Consider the following 21,192-nt stretch of genomic DNA (forward strand, 5'->3'; position numbering starts at 1 on the left):
GATGGTGGTGATTCTTCTTTTTTGTCTGTTGGTCGGGGTCGGGTGATATTCTTGGTTGTTTACAGGTTTTGTGTTCCGATTTTGTTGTTGGGTTTTTGTCGAAGCTGCTTGTTTTGCCTCATGGCGTTTTTGTTTTCTCTTCGAGTTCTGCCAGATAACGGTCGAAGTCTGATACGTAGATTTTATCCTGGAGAATTCGGTATTTCTCAAATTCAGTTTGTGCATGAAGTTTTGCAATTTCTGCGGTTACGTTTCCCGTGTCCTGTAAAAGTCCGTATTCGAACATTTCGATGAAGCCGTTGAGTCGTGTTTCCCAGTCCTGCATAGTGAGCGGGATTCTGCGCTGTGCCATGGTTTCGGCGAAGTCAAGGTAGGAGGATACGAGGCGGTTCAGTTGGGTAAGTTCGGTTTCGGAGAGGTAGTTTTTGGCGATTATGACGTCTGATTTTTTGATTTTTCCGTCGGGTGCATCCTGCCAGGTGGTCAGCCCCATGTGTGTTTTGGTGCTGTTTGCACGCTCTACGATGAGTTCTGCTGCGGTGTGTCCGTGTATTGCGTAGTGGACTTTGTTCTGGATATTTGCATAGAAGCGTTTGGTTGCAGGAGAGTTTTTATCGTAGTCGATTGCGGTTGCGTAGAGGTCGGTGATTTTCTGGTAGAATTTCCGTTCGCTTGCCCGGATTTCGCGGATGCGTTCGAGCTGTTCTTCGAAGTATTTATCGGTGAGGGGTGAGCCTTCTTTGAGACGGGTGTCGTCCATTACCCATCCTTTGATGGTATATTCTTTGGCGATGTGGTTTACCCATTTGCGGAATGCCACCGCACGTTCTGAGTTTACTTTGAAGCCGACGGCTATGATCATCTGAAGGTTGTAGTGGGTAACTTCACGGTTTACCTGCCTTTCTCCTTCTGTTTGAACTATCCAGTATTTTCGGATAGTTGCGTCAGCTTCCAGTTCATGGTCTTTGTATATTTTTTTGATGTGGTAGTTTATGGTACGGGTGTCAACGTCATAGAGTACGGCAAGCATTTTCTGGGTAAGCCAGATGTTTTCGTCTTCGTAGCGGATTTCGAGGTTTGCGTTTTGTCCGCCGATGGAGGCGATGTAGGTGAGGTATTCTGCGGCTGAACTTTTGGCAGGGGTTTTGGGGTCTGTCATGTTTTTGTTTTCCTTTGGAGGATCGTTTTTTTGTGTCCGGTGGGAGTGTATTGAACATTTTTCTTTGCCGGTTCGCTTTTCCTTTCCACTGCCCGTATGATAACGAAGTATGGTGAGGCCGGGTAATAAGGTTTTGTGTGAACGGGTCGGCGCTGCGGTTTGTGCCGTATGGGGAGATGGCGGAGGCGGGATACGGGGATCTGATGGATTTGGTGTGAAAGCGGGTTACTTCCGGCCTTTTTGTGTGGGTTGTTTTGCCCGGGAAAACCAGAGTCACCATATTTTTTATTCAGATAATTTTTGATCCTGCAATTACGCATCTGTTTGGGGTAAAACCTGGCTGGTCCAAATACTTATGTTTTCTGGAATCCCATGATAGCTGATGAGGGTTGTTCTGTTTTTTTCTATGGTTATATGTGCAGTCCTGCTTGTTTTTGGGGCGGGCTGTATTACTTTCCCGCAGAGTTCTGCGGGAGGTCCGGTCGCAGAGTATCCGAATGTTGTTGGAACTCCTTCGGATTACGGAAATTCTGATAACTGGATGCATCTGCCGGATGCAGTTGTCTATCCGGTTGATGTGATTTATTTGTATCCGACGGCATATTCGGATGCGAACGGTACGCGTGTTTCTGAGATTACTGATGCGGGTATGCGGACGGCTGCCCGGGAGATATATCTTGGGCAGGCTACGGCGTTTGAGACGACCGGGAATCTGTTTGCCCCGTATTATCGTCAGCTGAACGGGGCGCTGTTTTCTACTATGACGAATGCGGATATTCTTGCGGGCGGCTGGAATGAGCCGCGGACGGATGTGTATGCGGCTCTGGATTATTATTTTGTTCATTATAATTCGGGCAGGCCGTATATTCTTGCGGGACATTCGCAGGGGTCGAATATGATTAATATTGTTCTGGATGAGTATATGGAGCTGCATCCTGAGTATTATGAACGGATGATTGCGGCGTACCAGATCGGGTGTTCCCTGACGACTGATTTTCTGATGGAGAATCCGCATGTGCGGGCGGCTGCGGGAGCGGATGATCTGGGTGTGGTGGTTTCCTGGAATACGGAGGGGCCGGGAAATTTGTATGCGGAGAGTTTGGTTGTGGATAAGAATGCGGTTTCGATTAATCCGTTGAACTGGAGGACGGATGAGATGTATGCGGGTGTTTCCGAGAATCCCGGTTCGCTTGTTGAGGATGCCGACGGCGGATTATCCATTGGTGCGGGTATTGCGGATGCCCGGGTGAATCTGACGCGGGGAAGTGTGATCTGTACGTCGGTGGATCCTGCGGTGTATGCAATTCCTGCGGTGGATGTGTTTGGTCCGGAGAGTTATCACGGGTATGATTATGGTTTTTATTTTGTGAGTCTTCGTGAGAATGCGGAGCTTCGTGCGAGTCATTGGCTGGAAAGCCGGTGATTTTTTTTGTTTGTTTTGGAGGAAGGGTGCTGCGGCTGCCGGATGAGGGGGGAGTGCCGGTTCCGGCTGGTCCGGTCTGCGGGTAAAAAGGGTTTGGGAGCGGGTTAGTCCCGGTTTTCGTGTGCGGTGCTGTGGTGGGTGCGGTCAAGCCACCGGTCGGCCCATGCGTAGAGGGGCGGGGCGAGGATGAGTGCGGCGAAGGCGAGACCGTTTGCGGTGAGTCCGATGATGAGGATGAGGGTGATGGTGTCCATGGTGATGTTGCTCTTTTTTTGGTGTTTTCTTTTTGAAATTCTTCTGTTCAACCGCTGCGTCCGAGCGGGTGAAGCCTGCGAGTGGACTGCGCAGTCGCACGTCGTTTCGCCGTGCTTTACTCCCCACTTCGTAGGTCGCCGGTCATTTTTTGTGGGGGTTGCCCCGCCCCATTCGGGGCGGATGCAAACCCCCACATGAGAAAATGGGTGGGTCGGTTAGTTGAGTGCGGTTACGCTGTCTGCCCAGGTGTCTACTTTGGTGAGGATGGCGTCTGCCTCGTAGGAGCTGATTTTGAGATCCTTTCTGGTGAAGTTGAGGTAGTAGAGTTCGCCGGTGGGGTCGTGGAGTCTGAGGCGGACGTTCCAGCTGTCTTTTGCGGTGTTGCGGGTTGCGGTTGTGTCCGCACCGTAGGCCTGGGTGATCGCTGTTGCAGAGAGGATTTCTGCGATGATGTCGTCGTAGGCGGTGCGGGTTGGTGCGTCGATGGTGATGGTTCCGCGGGTTTTTCCGCGGGGGTCGAGGTATTCGATGGTGGCTTTGTAGTATTCGTTTGTGGTGGTGACGCCGTCGATGGTTTCGCCTGCGGTCTGGTAGGCGGTTGCGCCAAGGGGATTGTCGTCTGCTTTGAGGGCGGCGATGGTTTCGTCGAAGGTTGCGGCAGCGGTGATCGGGGCGGTGAAGGTGCGTTTGGCGGATTTTACAATTGCGGTGGGGGTGAAGTCGATTGGCATGGGGTTGAGGTCTCCTTTTTTGTGGTTGTGTGGTTTTTTTGTTGTTGGGTTCGGGGTTGTTCTGCTCTGCCGGGTGCGGGAGGTTGTGTTCCGGTTTTTTTTGGGTGGTTGTGGTGTGGGTTTTGTCGGGGGTGATTTTACCGGAGATTTGGGGCAGGTTCGTCTGCGGGGCGTGTGGTTCTGCGTTGTCCGGCTTTGCGAACAACCTCTGATTATTTATATGGTGTTGAGAGGTTATTAATATATGTTTTGTCCAATGGGGGGTAACGAGGAAGGGGTTTTGTTCGGGATGGGTTATCCTCTGCGGTAGCTTTCCTGGATGAGGGGTTTGGCTTTTTCGAGGGAGTCCCAATCGGTGATGGTGACTTCAAGGTCGCCGGTTCCCCAGTGACCGATGCTGCGAACGTCGCGGGTGAAGCCGGGCTCAAGGGTGTAGTCGTCGGGGTTGAGGTGGAGGTAGAGGGTGATTGCTTTGTTGGTTATCTGGACGCAAGCGAAGTTTTTGATCTTTTTGAAGGCGAGATAGAGTTTGTTTTCCTGTTCGGTGATGTCGTCGCCGAGGCTCTGGAGGTAGTCGGTGGTTGCGTCGAGGAGCTGGCGGGTTTCGGGGGCGAGGGTTGTTTTTCGGTCGGCAAAGGTTTTGTCTTTCCCGGTGTTGGGTTTGGGAGTTTCTGCGATGTTTGCAGGTTTTGCGGCTTTGGTGTATGCCTGTTCAAAGAGGATGAGGTCGTTGTCGTAGAGCTGGTAGCGGATGAGGTCAATGCTGCGGTCAATCTGGTTGACGGCATGGATGTCGTATTTGGTGAAGTCGGAGGCAATGCAGATGAGTCTCGTTGAGGTTGCATCGATCTCTTTGACCGCTTCCGCTCCGAGTTTGTTTCGGACGAGTTCGCGGAAGTCGGCTTTGTGGTCAAGGAGCCAGTCGAGGTAGAAGAGGCCCTGGTTGATGACGTTTTCACTGATGAAGCGTTTGTATTCAAAGATTACGGGGAGGTTGTTTTCGTCGAGGCCGAGGCTGTCGATTCTTCCGCCGTTTCTGGTGGTGTACTCGGAGGCAAGGAACCGGACGCCGAAGAAGGTTTCCATGTTTTCTTCGATGAGGATCTGGAGGCGTTTTTCGATGTCGGTCTGGCGGGCAGGGAGTTCTTTGACGGTGGGGGCGGTTTGGTAGAGGGCGATCTTTGGCATGGATTGGTTCGTGAATTGTTGGGGGTTGGGATGTAATAAAAGTTACGGGGAGAAAAGCTGGTCATGAAGGCGTTTTGAGCGGACTGTTTATCCACAAGCTGAAAACGGTGGAGATGATGAAAAATGAGTTAGGGGGCGATCTGCTCTTTGAAATCTGTTGATGAGAGAAAAGAAAATTATGGTGCAGTGTGGATATATATTCATAGTTTTAATGGTGATTGTGTTGGATCATCTAGGGAGAACAATGATATGATACATACAAAATTTCCAAAAATTATTGATAATAAGAGAAATGGGACTGTGTCGGGAGAGCTTATGGAGAGTCTCAAAACAGGTTCCCGCTTATCAATTATATCCGCATACTTTACCATCTACGCTTATGCTGAGTTGAAAAAAGAGTTGTCAAAAATAGATAATATGCGGTTTATTTTTACAGAACCGACTTTTGTCGCGAATGATAACGAACTTATCCGGGAGTATTATATTGATCATTCTCCTGAGAGGAAGCTCCAAGGAAATGAATTTGAAATTAAACTTCGTAACGAAATGAAGCAGGCAGCTATTGCGAAGGAGTGTGCTGACTGGATTCGGAAAAAAGTTGAAATAAAATCACTGAAACACCCGAATCCAGCCCAGTTTCGGTTAATTCATCTGGAAAATCCTGACGGGGAAACCGTTTCAATAAATGGAACGGTGGATTTCACTACGGATGGGCTGGGGATCACTCCTTCAACACGAAATGATTCCAACACGTGTATGTATGGGACGCAGTTCACTCAGATGTTTTTGCAGCAGTTTAATGAGTTGTGGGAGGATAATGAGCAGGTTGAGGATGTGAAAAATCGTGTTTTGGAACAGATGCTGGTGATGTATAAGGAAAATACACCGCAGTTTATCTATTTTGTTTCTTTGTATCATATTTTCAGCAGTTATCTGGGTGAGTTGACCGATACGAATATTGTGAAGGCTAAGACCGGGTTTGAGGATACGCTGATATGGAACAAGCTCTATAAATTTCAGAAGGATGGGGTTAAAGGGGCAATTGATAAGATTGAGAAGTATAATGGGTGTATTCTTGCAGATAGTGTTGGTCTGGGAAAAACGTTTACTGCTCTTGCGGTTATCAAGTACTATGAACTACGCAATGATCGGGTGTTGGTTCTTGTGCCAAAACGTTTGCGGGAGAACTGGACGATTTATACGCAGAATGATTCCAGAAATATTTTTGCGACGGATCGGTTTAATTACGATGTTCTGAATCATACTGATTTGGATCGGGTAAGAGGGAAGTCAGGAGATATTAACCTCGCGACGGTGAATTGGGCAAATTATGATCTTCTGGTGATTGATGAGAGTCATAACTTTCGGAATGCGCCACCCCATAAGGACCGGATGAGCAGATATCATAAGCTGATGCAGAATGTTATTAAATCAGGCGTAAAGACAAAGGTTCTGATGCTTTCGGCAACTCCGGTAAATAACCGGATGGCGGATTTGAAAAATCAGATTGCGATTATTACGGAGGAGAATCCGAAGGCTTTGGCTTCAGGCGGGGTTGCAGATATTGAGATGGTTTTACAGCGTGCCCAGGCTGTTTTTTCAAAGTGGACGAATCTTCCGGATGAGGAACGGACTACGGAGATGTTTGTCCGGATGATGGATATTGATTATTTTAAGCTTCTTGATACGATTACGATTGCCCGTTCCCGGAAGCATATTGAGAAGTATTACCCTCAGGGTGAGATAGGAAGGTTCCCACGGAGATTGCTGCCGGAGAATCATTACCCTGAGATTGATTTGCTGGGTGAGTTTCCTTCAATCTCTGAGGTGAGCAGGCAGATTCATCGTATGACGTTGTGTTTGTATTTGCCGACGCATTATGTTCTTCCGGGGAAGAAGGCGGAGTATGCAGAGAAGTATGATTTTGAGGTGGGGGAGAGTCATACGGTGTTTAAGCAGAGTGATCGTGAGAGTAGTCTGACGGGTCTGATGCGGATAGTTCTTCTCAAACGTTTGGAGAGTTCGGTGTATTCGTTTACTATGACGGTTGAGAAGATGCTGGCTGATGTGTCTGCTACGATTGCCCGGGTTGATTCGTTATCGGATGAGTCGTATGATGCTGATCTGAATATTCTGAATATTGATCCGGATGAAGAGGAGTATTCGGGGATGGTGTTTGGCCGGAAGGTGAAGGTTCTGCTGCAGGATATGGATTTGGTGAAGTGGCGGCAGGATCTGATTGCGGATAGAGAGATGCTGGCGAGTATTTTGGAGGGGGCGAGGAAGGTTACGCCAAGCCGGGATGCGAAGCTTGCGGAGTTGCGGGAGGTTATTGTGCAGAAGCTTTCGCATCCTCTGAATGGAGATAACCGAAAGGTGGTGGTGTTCACGGCGTTTGCGGATACTGCACGGTATTTGTATGAGAATCTGAGAGATGTTTTCGAAGAGTGCGGGGTATATTCAGGACTTGTTACGGGTGCTGGAGGGAATTCGTCGAATCTTCCGAAAACAGTGCGGGGTTTTTCTTCTGATCTGAATGCGGTGTTGACGCTGTTTTCTCCACGGTCAAAGGAGTGCAAGGTGGTGTATCCGAATATTTCTGAGAGGATTGATGTTTTGTTTGCAACAGATTGTGTTTCGGAGGGTCAGAATCTGCAAGATTGTGATTTTCTGGTGAATTATGATATTCACTGGAATCCTTTGAGGATTGTGCAGAGGTTTGGGAGGATTGATCGTATTGGTTCGATGAATGAGGTGGTGCAGCTGGTGAACTTCTGGCCGATGAAGGATTTGGATGAGTATATTAATCTGCAGAGGCGGGTGAAGGGGAGGATGGTGCTGCTGGATGTTTCCGCGACGGGTGAGGAGAATCTGATTGAGCCGGGAGATGGAGAGATGCGGGATCTGGAGTATCGCCGCAAGCAGCTGCATCAGTTGCAGAGTAAGGTGGTGGATCTTGAGGATATTTCGGGCGGTATTTCGATTACGGATCTGACGTTTAATGATGCGAAGATTGAACTGATGGATTTTATGAAGGATCATTGCCGTGAGTTGGAGGAGGCGCCGACTGGGATGTATGCGGTTGTGCGGATTCCTGAGGATATGCGGGATGTGGTGAAGCCGGGAGTGATTTTTGTTTTGCGGCAGATTCAGGGTATCCGGCAGAGTAAGGAGCAGAATCCTTTGTTCCCGTATTATGTGATGTATGTTTCGGAGGAGGGATGTGTGGAGTTGTCGTATCTGCATGCGAAGCAGATTTTAGATTATTATTCACGGTTGTGTGCAGAGTCTGCCGAGGTTCAGGAGGATGTGGTTGGGGTGTTTAATGCGGAGACACGGGACGGGTATGAGATGCGGCGGTATTCGGATCTTCTGGAGAAGGCTATCTTTCATCTTATCGGGACGAAGCAGGAGGTGGGTGTTGCGAGTCTTTTCAGTAAAGGGGGGACGACGCTGCAGAAGACGTTCTATGATGGTGTGGAGGATTTTGAGCTGGTGAGTTTTCTGGTGATGAAATGAGTGAGGAGTATGGGTTTTTGCAGCTTCCGGAGAGTTGTGTGGTTGATAAGACGGTCTTTAAGAAGGATATTCTGGATGGTTTCGGGTTGGCGACTGCGGCGGATAAACGGTTGTTTTCCGATGTTGTGGAGAAGGTTGTGTGGCGGTTCTGTTTGCGGCCTGATACAATCCGGGTGGCGGGGTTTGTGAGCGAGGTGTATGAGTATCCGGAAGTTGAGATTCTGGAGGTCCGGGTTGGAGTGGAGAAAGGGATTTCCCGGATTGCGGAGATAATGATGCGGGCAATTCCGTATCCGATGATTTTGGTGTTCCGGATGGGGGAGTGCTGGCAGTTCTGGGTTGCGCATCAGCGGGTGAATCTGCAGGACCGGTCACGGAATACACTGGAGGAGATTGTGCATTCGGGATGGGTTTTGTCGGGGGATTCGTTGTTTGCGAGGATGGACATGCGAAAAATGCGGTTTACGAATTATTTTACGCTGTATTCTGATGTGGTGGATGCGTTGTCGGTGTATTGTGTGGGGTGTGAGGGGGGAGTTTGTTCGTCGGGGGAGGCTGCCCGGGAGATGTTGCGGGAGGCGGGGGAGATTGATGCGGAGATTTCCCGGCTGCGGGCGGAGATGAGGCGGGAAGATCAGTTTAACCGGAGGATGGAGCTGCATGTGCAGATGATGGAGCTGAAGAAGAGACGCGAGAGGGTTTTGACGGGGGATGCAGATGACTGAAAAAGAGCGGATATTGGCTGAGATTACGGACTATTATCTGCATGGTTCCCGTGATTTCAATGGTCTTCCCTCCTATCAGATAGATGGATATGATAAAGCAGCCTTGGTCGAGTTGGTGAATGAGGGTAACGTACAGATACTTACAGAGAATGAATGTACGAACCCCCATATCCGTGGATTTGATTTTCAGGTGCCTGTTGAGACTCAGATTGGTTATATTCATGATGGAGACAGATGGTTTGTAGCCTATCCTACTGCTGCGTATTTGCAATCATTACAGATTTTTGAGGAGAAGCCATTTACAAAAATGCTGGCGAAAGGCGAGTCGCAGCTGAAATTTCTCTATTTTAAACCAGATGTTCTCTTACAATATTTTAAAAACCCGAAATATTCAATTTTGGATATGGGATGTATGGGCGACATTTCTCTGCATTCAGATTCTGATGAGATGGACGATGCGGATATGCTAAATTCTATACGAGATTATGGTCTTGCTTATCGAAAAGAGGCAAAAAAGAAAGAACGATATGTCGGGTTATTATTGCGGGATTTAGCAGATTTAAGTCCTGCTACGCAATATTTATTCTATGGCTTTCTTTTGAGGGATCAGGATCTGTATTTTATCCATCCAACCTGCTATAAAAATCAGATACAGGGAGAATGGATTGAGGATATCTGGATATTTACTGCTCTATTGGAGGAGATTCAGATTATTAATCAGATGTGCGAGAACATGGGATTACCTGCATTATTTCTTCATCCTCCCTCCCCAGAGGAACAGTGGTGTTCTTCCCCGACATATCGGAATATACTGCTGCCTACGTTAGATGAGTATTACAGTTTTGTTACGGCACTGGAGAAGATTGTGGTGCAAAATCTGAATGTAAAGGTATTCCGAAAAGCCGGAGTTGGTTTTATTCCGATTCCTGCTGAACCGAAGGAGACGAACCCCAAAACACTTCAGATATTTGAGGCATGGCTGGAACGTAATGTCCGTTTTAAAAGCGAGGATGATTCATGGAAAGAGGAGATTATACAACCATTGAAGTGGCTTAGGAAAGAACGGCAGATTCCTGCTCATGAAACATACGTAAACAAGTATGATCTGGATCTTTACACGAAGCAAGATAGGATGATAGTGGATATTTATTCAGCAGTACGAAACATTCGTCTTTTATTCGCCAATCATCCATCCAACCACGCGATAAAGATTCCTGATGACCTCATTACGGGAGAACAAATACGGGTTTATTAGGAACTTAACGAAATAGACTGACAATTCCTGCCAATATCGCAACAAGAATGACAATGCTGATGAGGACAATCCAGAATGGTTCAATGGTGAGACCTGTTGGTTCTATCCAGGCGGGTACATTTATTACCACATAGAGGAGAACAATCAGTGTAGCAATGGAAGCAAAAATAGCCCCTATCCCCTTACTCATATCATATCATTGTCGTTGCATGATATGAATTTGTTTGTCCAAAGAGAATCGTATCCCAAAGATTCGCTACCGAATTATGATATTTAAAAACCCCAGAGAAGTCCGGTTACAAAAAACCTATCTGAAGTACGATCTGCCTGATGAGTTTTGGCTCAGTGAGCCGGATGAGGATTCGGATAAGATGGAGTATGTTCAGTTTTTACTGAATCAGCGATATGCTGATGAGCGGAGAATTGCTGACTCTATGAAAAACCGGACAATGTTTTTCCTTGGTATCATTGGTGTATCGTTAACCATCCTCCTGACTGTCCTCTCCGATTCGCTGACTTCGTTTGGTTCCAAGACTTTTATTGAGCAAATATGGTTTTCTTTGGTCTGTATAGCATTGGCTTGTGCTGCATTTTGTTATATTCGCATATTTTATACCCTGACCTCAATGGATTACTCAGAACGTTATCCAGTAAATGAGAATGCTCCGTATCTTTTGCAAAAAAATTCTCTGAAAGTGACGGAACTACAGCACTTTCAGAACTTCCGGATGTATCTGCGAATTCGATGGCTGAAGCAGGAAAATATTCAGAACCAAGGCAGGTTTAAATGGGGTGATCTCTGCTATTTTATTGCTTTACTAATCTGTTGTTTTGGAGTGATTATGTATGCCCAATTCTCCCCCATAACAATCCTGTTCTTCATTTTCGTCATTATATTTGGGTATTATCTCATCATGTCATACATTCTTATGCGGGATATCCACGAGATTGTAACGCATATTGTCCTGAAAAGAAACTAAGGGACAAAATTTCTCTATGGTTCCATCAGCTCATAACGTTCGAAAAGAAATAATTCTGCAGGCAATGATGTCCATACTCAATACTAATTAATCAATGTAATGAATGAATATATTTCCCACCACATCCAATTACATCATATGTCACCCGCTTCCCTTTCGGATTTTTCTCAGGACAGATTATCCCGCGAGCCGCTTGCAGATTATCTGACGCATTTTATCACGGCATCACAGCCCACCACAAACGAGCATTCACGGGTTATTGCACTGGATTCCGGATGGGGAACCGGAAAGACGTCCTTTGTGAACATGTGGATGAAGAAACTGGAGGATGCTGACACGTCCTCTTTTGCCTGCCTGAAGTATAATGCCTGGGAAAATGATGATTCTCCGGATGCATTGATGCCGATTATCTGCAGTTTTCAGCAGCTGATTGATGAGAGTACTGACAAGGGAAAACAACAGGCGAAAGACCTTCGAAAGATCATTACTACTTTCGGTTCAGAGGCAATAGGAATGGCGTCTCAATGTTTTGTTGGAGTAAACCTGGTGACAGCGGGTGAAAGAGCCTATCATAGATACAAGAATGACAAATATCCAAACAGAATTTTTGAAACGTATATGGATCGACAAAAAAACAAGGAGCTTTTCAAAAAATTTGCAGACGGAGTACGTGACGGGCATAACTATCTCCTTATCTGCATCGATGAGCTGGATCGCTGCCGACCGACCTTTGCCATTGAGACGCTGGAAGTGGTAAAGCATTTCTTCGATCTGGAGAACGTGATCTTTGTGTTTTCACTGGATATGAAGCAACTCCAGCATTCAATAAAAACAATTTATGGAGATATTGATTCGATTGGGTATCTTCAGAGATTCTTTGATTATCAGATATCTCTGCCGGAACCGGATCTTGAGCTATTTCTGCAGGAGAGGCTTACGCTTGATGGCAAGCATCTACTTTCTGTAGAGGCTGAATTACTGGGAAAACTAGCGAAACGCTTCTCTATATCATTACGAACGCTCAATGTTATTTGTGAGGAGTATCTGCGTTTTTATCGAAAAAAAGAGGGTATTACCAAACTGGGCACTCGTAAAGAATATCGAAAAATCTATCTTACGCTTTTTGCCCTGAAGTATGCTCGGCCATTTGAGTATCTTTCCCTTCTGCAAAATGGAACAAGTATTGAGAATCAGGATGATGTACTATGGATTGAAATATTCGGATGCCGTGATTCCACAATAAAGGAGTATCAGAGTTGTTATACCGAAGCAGTTGCCAAAACCACTCTCTCAGTGATATTATCCCCAGATAGTGCGGATCGTCAGTTTTATTCACATGTAATTGAACATTTCGTCCACCCAGATGCTGACATAGAGACGTATGCAACTACTACAGATCTGAACATTCCGTTATCCACTGTGATCTACAACAACGTTGAGTACGGCTGTATGTTTCTTCCCATATCTTCCAAACTGAACCCAAAAAAATAACAACCCATATAACCTCTGCGAACAGAAAAAACATCATCTATCTTACTGCTACCTCCGAGGAAAACACCCATGATCGACACCAAACTTACCGGATATACCCCTGATATCGCCGAAGAAAACATCGCCGCTCTCCGCCAGCTCTTCCCGGAGATCTGCTGCGAGGATCACATCGACTTCGAGAAATTCCGACAGCTTCTCGGTGAGTACGTAGAGGACGAAAAGGAACGGTACAGCTTTACCTGGAACGGGAAAGGAAGAGCACTCCGCCTTTCTCAACAGCCAACGCGGGGAACACTGCGGCCCTGTCCGGAGGAGAGCAAAGACTGGGACACGACGGAAAACCTCTACATCGAAGGGGACAATTTGGAGGTGCTGAAGCTTCTGCAGAAGAGCTATCACGGCAAAGTGAAGATGATCTACATCGATCCTCCGTATAATACGGGAAATGATTTTGTGTATCCGGATGATTACGCGGATAATTTGGGGAATTATCTGAGGATGACTGGGCAGGTTGATGATGCGGGGAAAGCATATTCATCAAATACTGAAAATAATGGTCGCTATCATTCCGACTGGCTGAATATGATGTATCCTCGCCTGCGGCTGGCGAGGAATCTTTTACGAGATGATGGGGCAATATTCATCAGTATTGATGACAATGAGGCGAGTAATCTGCGGAAAATTTGTGATGAAATTTTTGGGGAAACTAATTTTGTTGCACAAATTATTTGGGAACGAGCTTTTGCCCCTGTCAATCTTATGAAACAGTTTTCTACAAGTCACGATTACATTTTGGTTTATGCAAAGAATGTGGATGATCTCGTTTGTTACGGATTATTACGAACAAGTGAAGCAGACGACCGTTATCAAAATCCCGATAATGATCCTCGCGGTGTTTGGAGTTCAAGTGATATGTCAGTTGGACCTGCCGTACAAGCAAATATTTACCCGATTACAACACCATCAGGTCGTATTGTAGAGCCTCCAGCTGGGCGCAGCTGGAGGCTCTCCAAAAACGCGTTTTTGGAGAGACTCCAAGATAACCAAATTTGGTTTGGGGAAGATGGTAATGGTGTTCCACGAATAAAGAGATTTTTGTCCAACTTGCGTAAAGAAGGTATAACTCCAATGACTGTATGGAAGTTTACAGAAGTCGGGCATACGCAAGATGCAAAGAAAAAATTGAATCAATTATTTGGTGGACACGCTATCTTCGATTATCCCAAAGGTGTTCCATTAATTCATCGTATGTTGTCCTTGTACACAAAAAGTGATGCCATAATCCTCGACTTCTTCTCCGGCTCTGCCACCACCGCCCACGCCGTCATGCAGCTCAACGCCGAGGACGGAGGACACCGCAGATTCATCATGGTCCAGCTTCCGGAACCCTGCAAAGAAGGCTCCGAAGCGTACAAAGCGGGATACAAAACCATCTGCGATATCGGCAAAGAACGCATCCGCCGTGCTGGAGAAAAGATCAAAACAGAACTCCGCGAGAAATCCGGAGGCCAGACCACCCTTGACGGCTCCGGCACATCCATGAACCCCGACGATCTGGACATAGGCTTCAAAGTCTTCAAACTCGACACCTCGAACATCCTCGCCTGGCAGCCCGACACCAGCAACCTCAACCAGACCCTTACTGACTACGTAGACAACCTTGACCCGAACCGCTCAGAACTTGATCTTGTCTATGAACTCATGATCAAAGAAGGCCTCTCCCTCACCGAACAGATCGAAGAGAGAACTATCGCCGGAAAGAACATCTACTCCATCGGCTGCGGCCTTCTCCAGATCTGCCTCGACGATCACATCACCGCCGCCCTCGTCCGGGAAATGGTAAACCACAAACCCGAAGAAAACCTGGATGCCTGGCGTGTCATCTTCAAAGACAACGGCTTTGCCTCCGACAGCGACAAACTCAATGCACGGGAAATTCTCAAAGCGGCGGGTCTTGCAGAAGACGCATTCAGGACGATCTGAAGGAGAACAGGAAATGCTGCCAGATCAGAAGAGGAATACCGAAGTTACTGAAAAGAAATCCATTTATGATTTTTTATCTGGGGAGATGAACGTCACAAAAGAGATATATAAACTCGCAGATCTGTTTGAAAGAAAAGATATTGTTCGGGTTCGTCACAAATATTCCATTGGTACTGATATTTCATTAGAACAATGGGTTGCCGGTTTATTTCTTGGATGGAACGGAAGAGGATCCTATCTCACCCCAAATGAACTAAAACGAGACATGGAAATCGCAGATATTAAAAATAAAGTCCCAAATGAATTACAAACTACCCTCTATCTGGAATATCTGCTCAATATGATACAGCTGTTTGAAAGAGAAAGACATTTGCTTAAGTCTCAGTCAGTTTCAATTCAAACGCCAGTTTATCAGGCATTGATAGATAACCTTTCACTCCTCTTATCCCAACTCAACCTAACAACCGTACAAAAAGAGCGGGGAATCACCATCCTTGTCCCTGAAAGCCCAGTTGTCACCGAAGCCGTTGAGATCGTAGAAAAACCTGACGTCAAACTCGCCATCCTTGAATACAATCACATTACCAACCGTAACAACCTCTCTGAAAAATGGAAGATACTGCAAATCCTTGCACACGACTTCGAACCAAGACGGAATGAACTTGAAAAAACCAGCGAAGGGAAAAATCTGGCCTCTGACCTTGGTTTTCTCTTCAACAAACTCAACATCCGCCACAACAACACCGAAGGAAAGAAAGCTGTCCCTGCAATACAGAACATGCCGGAAAAAGACCTACTGGAATGGTATGACACCACCTACCGGCTCTATCTCACCGCTGTCCTTCTCCATGACTACGCCAACGACAAAAAACAACAGGCAAAAATCACAGCCCTCAAAGCAGTGGTGAACCCCAGATGACTCCGGCAAAAATAACCGTCCAGAACACTCCCATAACCATCACCGCCAAAAACAACAATGACTACATCTGCATAACCGACATGGCAAAAGCCAGAAACGACGACAGCAGAGCAGCCGACATCATCAAAAACTGGATCCGCAACAGAGCAACCCTGGAATTCCTCGGCACCTGGGAACTTCTCTACAACCCGGATTTTAAAGTGGTCGAATTCGACCACCTTAGAATGCAGGCCGGCCTCCCCACCTTCACCCTCAGCATCGGAGAATGGATCGAAAAAACCAACGCAATCGGCCTGACCGTCGAACGCGGACGATACGGAGGTACTTACGCCCACAAAGACATAGCCTTCGAATTCGGTTCCGCCATCAGTCCCACCTTCAAACTCTACCTCATCAAAGAATACCAACGGCTCAAAGAACAGGACAACGACCCCCAGCAGCTCGAATGGAACGCCAAACGCTTCCTCACCAAAACGAACTACCTCATACAAACTGACGCCGTCAAAAACTACATCATCCCCCAGACCAACTACACCAAAACAACCGAATGGCTCGCCTACGCCGACGAAGCCGACCTCATCAACGTCGCCCTCTTCGGCTGCACCGCAAAACAGTGGCGTGACGCAAACCCCGAACTTGCCAAAACCGCCAACATCCGCGACTACGCCACCATCAACGAACTCGCCATCCTCTCCAACCTCCAGACCCACAACGCCGAACTCATCAAACAAAACATCAGCAAAGAACAACGATTCACCACCCTCACAGAAATCGCCCGGTACCAAACCAAAGTACTCACTGAAGCAGAAAAAATCCGTACAAACCCTCAGGAGCTGAAACCATGAAACTCAGATTCGACGCCAACCTCCCCTACCAGGACACCGCAGTCACCTCCGCCGTCCGACTCTTCAGCGGACAGACAACCGCCCACTCCAGCTTCACCATCTCCGCCTACAACGGTCAGATCGGACTCGGCGAAAGTCCCAACGGCATTGGTATCGGCAACAAACTCAATATCAGCGACGACGAAATCACCCAAAACCTTCGGCAGATCCAGCTCGAAAACGGACTCCCCCAACAAACTCAGCAGCTCAACGGCAACTACGACTTCGACATAGAAATGGAAACCGGAACCGGTAAAACCTACGTCTACACCAAAACCATCCTCGAACTCAACAAAACCTACGGCTTCGCCAAATTCATCATCGTCGTCCCCAACATCGCCATCAAAGAAGGAGTCGCAAAATCACTCGAAATCACAAAAGACCACTTCAACGCACAATACCGCAACCTCACCTACGACAACTTCATCTACGACAGCCAAAAACTCGAACAGATCCGGGACTTCGCAACCGCCGACACCGTAAAAATCATGATCATCAACATCGATGCATTCCGCAAAAGCTTCGATGATCCCGCAAAAGAAACCAAATCTAACATCATCCACCGCCCAAACGACAAACTCAACGGCATGCGGCCCATCGACCTCATCGCAGAAACCAACCCCATCCTCATCATCGACGAACCCCAGAGCGTCGACACCACCCCAAAAGCAAAAGAAGCAATCCGCTCCCTCAACCCCCTCTGCATCCTTCGATACTCCGCAACCCATGTCGAAAAACACAACCTCCTCTACAAACTCGACGCTGTCGACAGCTACGACCTCGGCCTCGTCAAACAGATAGAAGTAGCAGGATTCACCACCAAAGACAACCACAACACCCCCTACCTCTGCCTCAAATCAGCCCAAAACAAAAACGGCAGCATCACCGCAAAACTTGAAATGGACATCCTCGAAAAAGGCAGCATCAAACGAAAAACAGTATCCGTCAAAGCCGGTGATGACCTCTACGAAAAATCCAAAGGCCGGGATGTCTATGACAACCTCCTCATCAACGACATATCCTGCGAACCGGGAAACGAACACATCACCCTCTCCCGCGATCCCGGAACCCTTCACAAAGGAGAAATCTATGGAGAGATCGACCCGCTCATCATCAAAGAACACCAGATCAGCAGAACAATTCAGGAACACCTTGACAAAGAACTCCGCCTCAACCCCAAAGGCATCAAAGTACTCAGCCTCTTCTTCCTCGACAAAGTTGCAAACTACTACGGAGACGACAACAAAAAAGGAACCGGCCCATATGCCAAAATCTTTGAACGCGAGTACAAAAAAATCATCTCCCAGGAAAAATACAAACACCTCCGGCACGCAGAAGTTCCAGTCGACACAGTTCACGACGGCTACTTCTCCCGCGACAAACAGAAAAAAGCCAAAGACACCAAAGGAGAATCCGACGCGGACAACGACGCATACAACCTCATCATGAAAGAAAAAGAAAAACTCCTCTCCTTCGACTGCCCCATACGGTTCATCTTCTCCCACTCCGCCCTCAGAGAAGGATGGGACAACCCCAACGTTTTCCAGATATGCACCCTCAATGAAACCACCAGTGAAACCAAAAAACGTCAGGAAATCGGGCGGGGCCTCCGTCTTTGTGTCGACCAGACTGGAGAACGCCAGCATGACCGTACAATCAACATACTGACCGTCATGGCAAACGAAAGCTACGAAGAATTTGCCGCAGAACTTCAGACAGAATACGAACGAGATGGAGGCATCCGCTTTGGCATACTCGAAACACACAGCTTCGCCAACATCCAGACCCAGACCGGAACAGAAACGACTCCCCTGGGCGCAGACAAATCTGCAGAACTCTACCAAAAATTCCTTGAAACCGGCTACATCGATCAAAAAGGAAACATTTTGGATACACTCAGACAGGCACTCAAAGAGGACTCCCTTCAGGTACCAGAAGCGTTCACTCCTCTCAAAGATTCCATTGCTGCGATCTGCAAAAAAGCCGCAGGCAGCCTCAATATCCGCTCTGCGGACGCCAAAAAACTCATCAAACGCAACAAACAGATACTTCTCAGTGAAGACTTCAAAACACTCTGGGATAAAATCAAATACAAAACCACCTATGCAGTTGAATTTGACAGCACCAAACTCATACAAAACTGCATTGACCGGATGCAGAATCTCATCATCAGCAGACCAAAACTCATCTACACCAAAGCAGAACTCAACATTGCCGAAGGAGGAGTTGACGCAACAGAAAACGTCCGTCAAACCGACTCTCTTGAAACTGCCTCAGGCCCCCTTCCGGATCTCATCATGTACCTCCAGAACAGAACCGGTCTGACCCGCAAAACACTCACACTACTCCTCACCCAAAGCAACACTCTCGATAAGTTCCTGAGAAATCCGCAAAAATACATGGATGAAGTCGGAAAGATCATCCTTTCTGAAATGCGACAGCTCTTGATTGACGGAATCAAATACACGCGCCTTGGCAGCGAAGATTACTACACCATGGAACTGATCTTCCCGGATCAGGTACTCACCGGTTACCTCAAAGACAACATTGTGGATAGTAAAAAATCACCCTATGATTATGTCCTCTGTGACAGCCAAAATGAATGCGGATTTGCAGAAAAGTTTGAACAAAACGCGGATATAAAGCTCTATGCAAAACTTCCGGATGAGTTCAAAATCCCCACACCGTTAGGATCCTACAACCCTGACTGGGCAGTACTCATCGAAAAGAACGGGATTGAGAAACTGTACTTCGTACTGGAAACGAAAGCAAGCCTTGAAACATCACAGCTCCGGCCGTCAGAATCCGGTAAAATCACCTGCGGCAGAAAGCATTTCGAAGCACTGAACACAGGAATAACCTTTGAACCGGTAAGCAGTTTCGAAGATTTTATCGAAAATATCTAAAGTGGTCGAATTCGACCACTTTAGACCCTCCTTACCTCCCCCTCAAAATTCGGAAAACCTATCGACAACACCGAACCATCCGCAATCCTTCCCGCATCAAAAAACTGCAACCGAAACCCCCTCCTCCCCAAGGGCACTTTCACACCGCATGGTCACCCCTTCAAATACTCCCGCAACCAACTATCCAGTACCAACCGGTTCCCCGCAGGACCAGACACCCTGCCAAGAACCGCCTCTGCGAAACAGAGATCCCATCACGCTCCGGTCGTGCAACCTACCGATAGTCACGAACAAGCCTCACGTTCACACCCCCCGAACCTCTGAGCCCGGATGTCAATGGACTCCCGCAGAAGACAGCCGGCCGCACCACAAACCAGTGCCCGGCGCATTCAGGGACACGGGCACACCCACGCCCGAACATCAACAACACAAAAAAACAGGCCACCGCAGAGAGCGAACGCTCTCCCGCAAGCCCGCACAGACATCAGAACACCCCACAGTACCGCATACCCCCGCACACCCTGCGGAAATGCCGCACACCACCACACACTCCCCCACAAAACCACCAAAAAACACACAAAAGAACACAAAAACACACAAAACGTGTCAGAAAAACAACCCATTAAACCCCTGCACCGCCAACAAAGAAATGGGGAAGCGGAAAACCCCACACCAAACCCGCAAAAACATAGACCACCCATGACACAACAACGCCCAAGAATCCGAAAAAACCTCGGACAGCTCATGCAGGAAACCTCCCGCCAGAACTACACCGTAGGCATCCACGTCCTCGCAACCGAAGAAATGGCAACCGACATCGTCAACACCATCCGCACAACCGGCATGGCACGCAGCGACGCAATCCGCCACATCCTCAAAAAAGGACTCGACCAGATCAAAAAAGAACCATGACGCAGAAAAATGTCTGAACCATTCCCCGGCTCAACTCAGGAAACAGAACAGACACTACTATATACGTCATCACCGGATAATCAATTATCGGAACAACCCGGCAAAAAATTATCCCCTCTTTTTTGAAACAACCCCCAGAAACCGAAAAAGTCCGGTTCTCACCTCTCACTTCTCACCAGAGAATCCGAAAAAAACACCACCACCCCGGAAAAAATCCCGCACACTCTCAAAACAGAACAACAGTGCTCCGTAAAGTACTCTCATGTACTTATCTGTCATTGATAGTATATAAAGGAATGGACTGTCCGGAAAAAATACCCGCTCATCCCTTTTCCTGTCATCAGGGATGAACCAGAGAAGTGAGAAACCCCTCCCACCCAAAAACGAGGAAAAATCATGAGAAAACACATCTATATCAACCTCACCGAACCCGAAAACCAAACACTCGAACAACTCATCCGCAGCGCAGGCTACCCCAGCCGCACCGACTACTTCACCGCCCTCGCAAAAACCACCATCTACGGCATCGACATCAGCAGCCGCATCCAAAAAATCCGGCAGCTCAGCACCGCAAAAACCCGCCGGGAAGAAACCTTCTTCGCCCTCCTCACCGAACTCGCCTTCCCCGTCATCGCCATGAAAAACGCCGCAACCGCCATCAACATCCTCCGTGACGAACTCCGCGACGAAATGTACGCCCGGACCGGCACCGTCCCCACCCCCGCCGAAATGCAGCACCTCGCCCGCCTCTACGAAACCCTCTTCCTCCCCGAACTCACCGCATACCGCCAGCAGACCGAAACCCGCCGCTACCTCGAGGAAAAAGAATGACCCTCACCGCCCCCCTCCCCACCCCTAAACC

General features: G+C 47.7%; 18 protein-coding genes. 12 read left to right on the top strand and 6 right to left on the bottom strand.

The window, feature by feature from the left end; translation table 11 throughout:
• Positions 1-118: 118 nt before the first annotated feature.
• Positions 119-1,159, bottom strand: coding sequence for a virulence RhuM family protein (locus O0S10_RS00635; RefSeq protein WP_268923951.1), 1,041 nt, complete (start codon positions 1,157-1,159; stop codon positions 119-121).
• 406 nt (positions 1,160-1,565) lie between these two features.
• Here O0S10_RS00635 and O0S10_RS00640 point away from each other — a divergent pair, with 406 nt between their 5' ends.
• Positions 1,566-2,582 carry a DUF3089 domain-containing protein gene (locus O0S10_RS00640; protein WP_268923952.1) on the top strand — a complete coding sequence of 339 codons (1,017 nt, stop codon included), beginning with the start codon at positions 1,566-1,568 and terminating at the stop codon, positions 2,580-2,582.
• 104 nt (positions 2,583-2,686) lie between these two features.
• On the opposite strand, the gene O0S10_RS00645 is transcribed toward O0S10_RS00640, so the two are convergent.
• The 3 genes from O0S10_RS00645 to O0S10_RS00655 all read right to left on the bottom strand — a co-directional run bounded on the left by O0S10_RS00645 (position 2,687) and on the right by O0S10_RS00655 (position 4,756).
• A complete protein-coding gene (locus tag O0S10_RS00645) occupies positions 2,687-2,836 on the bottom strand; it encodes a hypothetical protein (RefSeq protein WP_268923953.1) in 150 nt (49 codons plus the stop codon).
• A 216-nt stretch (positions 2,837-3,052) separates the two neighbouring features.
• Complete coding sequence (locus O0S10_RS00650) at positions 3,053-3,568, bottom strand: hypothetical protein (RefSeq protein WP_268923954.1); 516 nt, start codon at positions 3,566-3,568, stop codon at positions 3,053-3,055.
• A 294-nt stretch (positions 3,569-3,862) separates the two neighbouring features.
• The gene (locus O0S10_RS00655) at positions 3,863-4,756 is read right to left on the bottom strand and encodes a DUF5655 domain-containing protein (RefSeq protein ID WP_268923955.1); all 894 of its coding nucleotides are present in this window, start codon (positions 4,754-4,756) and stop codon (positions 3,863-3,865) included.
• A gap of 546 nt (positions 4,757-5,302) precedes the next feature.
• Here O0S10_RS00655 and O0S10_RS00660 point away from each other — a divergent pair.
• Genes O0S10_RS00660 through O0S10_RS00670 form a run of 3 tightly spaced genes read left to right on the top strand, consistent with a single transcriptional unit; the run spans position 5,303 to position 10,255 of the window.
• Positions 5,303-8,275: a helicase-related protein gene (locus tag O0S10_RS00660; protein ID WP_268923956.1), complete on the top strand. Its 2,973-nt coding sequence runs from the start codon at positions 5,303-5,305 to the stop codon at positions 8,273-8,275.
• On the top strand, positions 8,272-9,000 hold the full coding sequence (locus tag O0S10_RS00665) for a DUF4391 domain-containing protein (protein ID WP_268923957.1): 729 nt from the start codon (positions 8,272-8,274) through the stop codon (positions 8,998-9,000). Before O0S10_RS00660 ends, O0S10_RS00665 begins: the two co-directional genes overlap by 4 nt.
• Positions 8,993-10,255, top strand: a complete 1,263-nt coding sequence (locus O0S10_RS00670) for a hypothetical protein (protein WP_268923958.1) — start codon at positions 8,993-8,995, stop codon at positions 10,253-10,255. The genes O0S10_RS00665 and O0S10_RS00670 overlap by 8 nt, the downstream gene beginning before the upstream one ends.
• A gap of 4 nt (positions 10,256-10,259) precedes the next feature.
• Here O0S10_RS00670 and O0S10_RS00675 read toward each other — a convergent pair whose 3' ends face one another.
• Positions 10,260-10,445 carry a hypothetical protein gene (locus O0S10_RS00675; RefSeq protein WP_268923959.1) on the bottom strand — a complete coding sequence of 62 codons (186 nt, stop codon included), beginning with the start codon at positions 10,443-10,445 and terminating at the stop codon, positions 10,260-10,262.
• Between the two features lie 34 nt (positions 10,446-10,479).
• Between O0S10_RS00675 and O0S10_RS00680 the strand changes: the two genes are divergently transcribed.
• Positions 10,480-11,235 carry a hypothetical protein gene (locus O0S10_RS00680; RefSeq protein ID WP_268923960.1) on the top strand — a complete coding sequence of 252 codons (756 nt, stop codon included), beginning with the start codon at positions 10,480-10,482 and terminating at the stop codon, positions 11,233-11,235.
• A gap of 99 nt (positions 11,236-11,334) precedes the next feature.
• Positions 11,335-12,726 carry a KAP family P-loop NTPase fold protein gene (locus tag O0S10_RS00685; RefSeq protein ID WP_268923961.1) on the top strand — a complete coding sequence of 464 codons (1,392 nt, stop codon included), beginning with the start codon at positions 11,335-11,337 and terminating at the stop codon, positions 12,724-12,726.
• Between the two features lie 48 nt (positions 12,727-12,774).
• Here O0S10_RS00685 and O0S10_RS00690 read toward each other — a convergent pair whose 3' ends face one another.
• Complete coding sequence (locus tag O0S10_RS00690; protein ID WP_268923968.1) at positions 12,775-13,125, bottom strand: hypothetical protein; 351 nt, start codon at positions 13,123-13,125, stop codon at positions 12,775-12,777.
• Positions 13,126-13,137: 12 nt separating this feature from the next.
• Between O0S10_RS00690 and O0S10_RS00695 the strand changes: the two genes are divergently transcribed.
• From O0S10_RS00695 to O0S10_RS00720, 6 genes are all read left to right on the top strand, one after another.
• Positions 13,138-14,709, top strand: a complete 1,572-nt coding sequence (locus O0S10_RS00695; protein ID WP_268923967.1) for a site-specific DNA-methyltransferase — start codon at positions 13,138-13,140, stop codon at positions 14,707-14,709.
• Between the two features lie 13 nt (positions 14,710-14,722).
• The gene (locus O0S10_RS00700; RefSeq protein WP_268923962.1) at positions 14,723-15,628 is read left to right on the top strand and encodes a hypothetical protein; all 906 of its coding nucleotides are present in this window, start codon (positions 14,723-14,725) and stop codon (positions 15,626-15,628) included.
• Positions 15,625-16,473, top strand: coding sequence for a KilA-N domain-containing protein (locus O0S10_RS00705; RefSeq protein ID WP_268923963.1), 849 nt, complete (start codon positions 15,625-15,627; stop codon positions 16,471-16,473). The genes O0S10_RS00700 and O0S10_RS00705 overlap by 4 nt, the downstream gene beginning before the upstream one ends.
• Entirely contained in the window at positions 16,470-19,418 is a 2,949-nt protein-coding gene (locus O0S10_RS00710) for a type III restriction-modification system endonuclease (protein WP_268923964.1), read from the top strand. Before O0S10_RS00705 ends, O0S10_RS00710 begins: the two co-directional genes overlap by 4 nt.
• A 699-nt stretch (positions 19,419-20,117) precedes the next feature.
• Positions 20,118-20,330, top strand: a complete 213-nt coding sequence (locus O0S10_RS00715; RefSeq protein WP_268923965.1) for a hypothetical protein — start codon at positions 20,118-20,120, stop codon at positions 20,328-20,330.
• A 396-nt stretch (positions 20,331-20,726) separates the two neighbouring features.
• A complete protein-coding gene (locus O0S10_RS00720; protein WP_268923966.1) occupies positions 20,727-21,161 on the top strand; it encodes a hypothetical protein in 435 nt (144 codons plus the stop codon).
• Positions 21,162-21,192 lie beyond the last annotated feature (31 nt).

It is taken from the genome of Methanocorpusculum petauri, from assembly GCF_026891975.1.
Taxonomy (GTDB): Archaea; Halobacteriota; Methanomicrobia; order Methanomicrobiales; family Methanocorpusculaceae; genus Methanocorpusculum; species Methanocorpusculum petauri.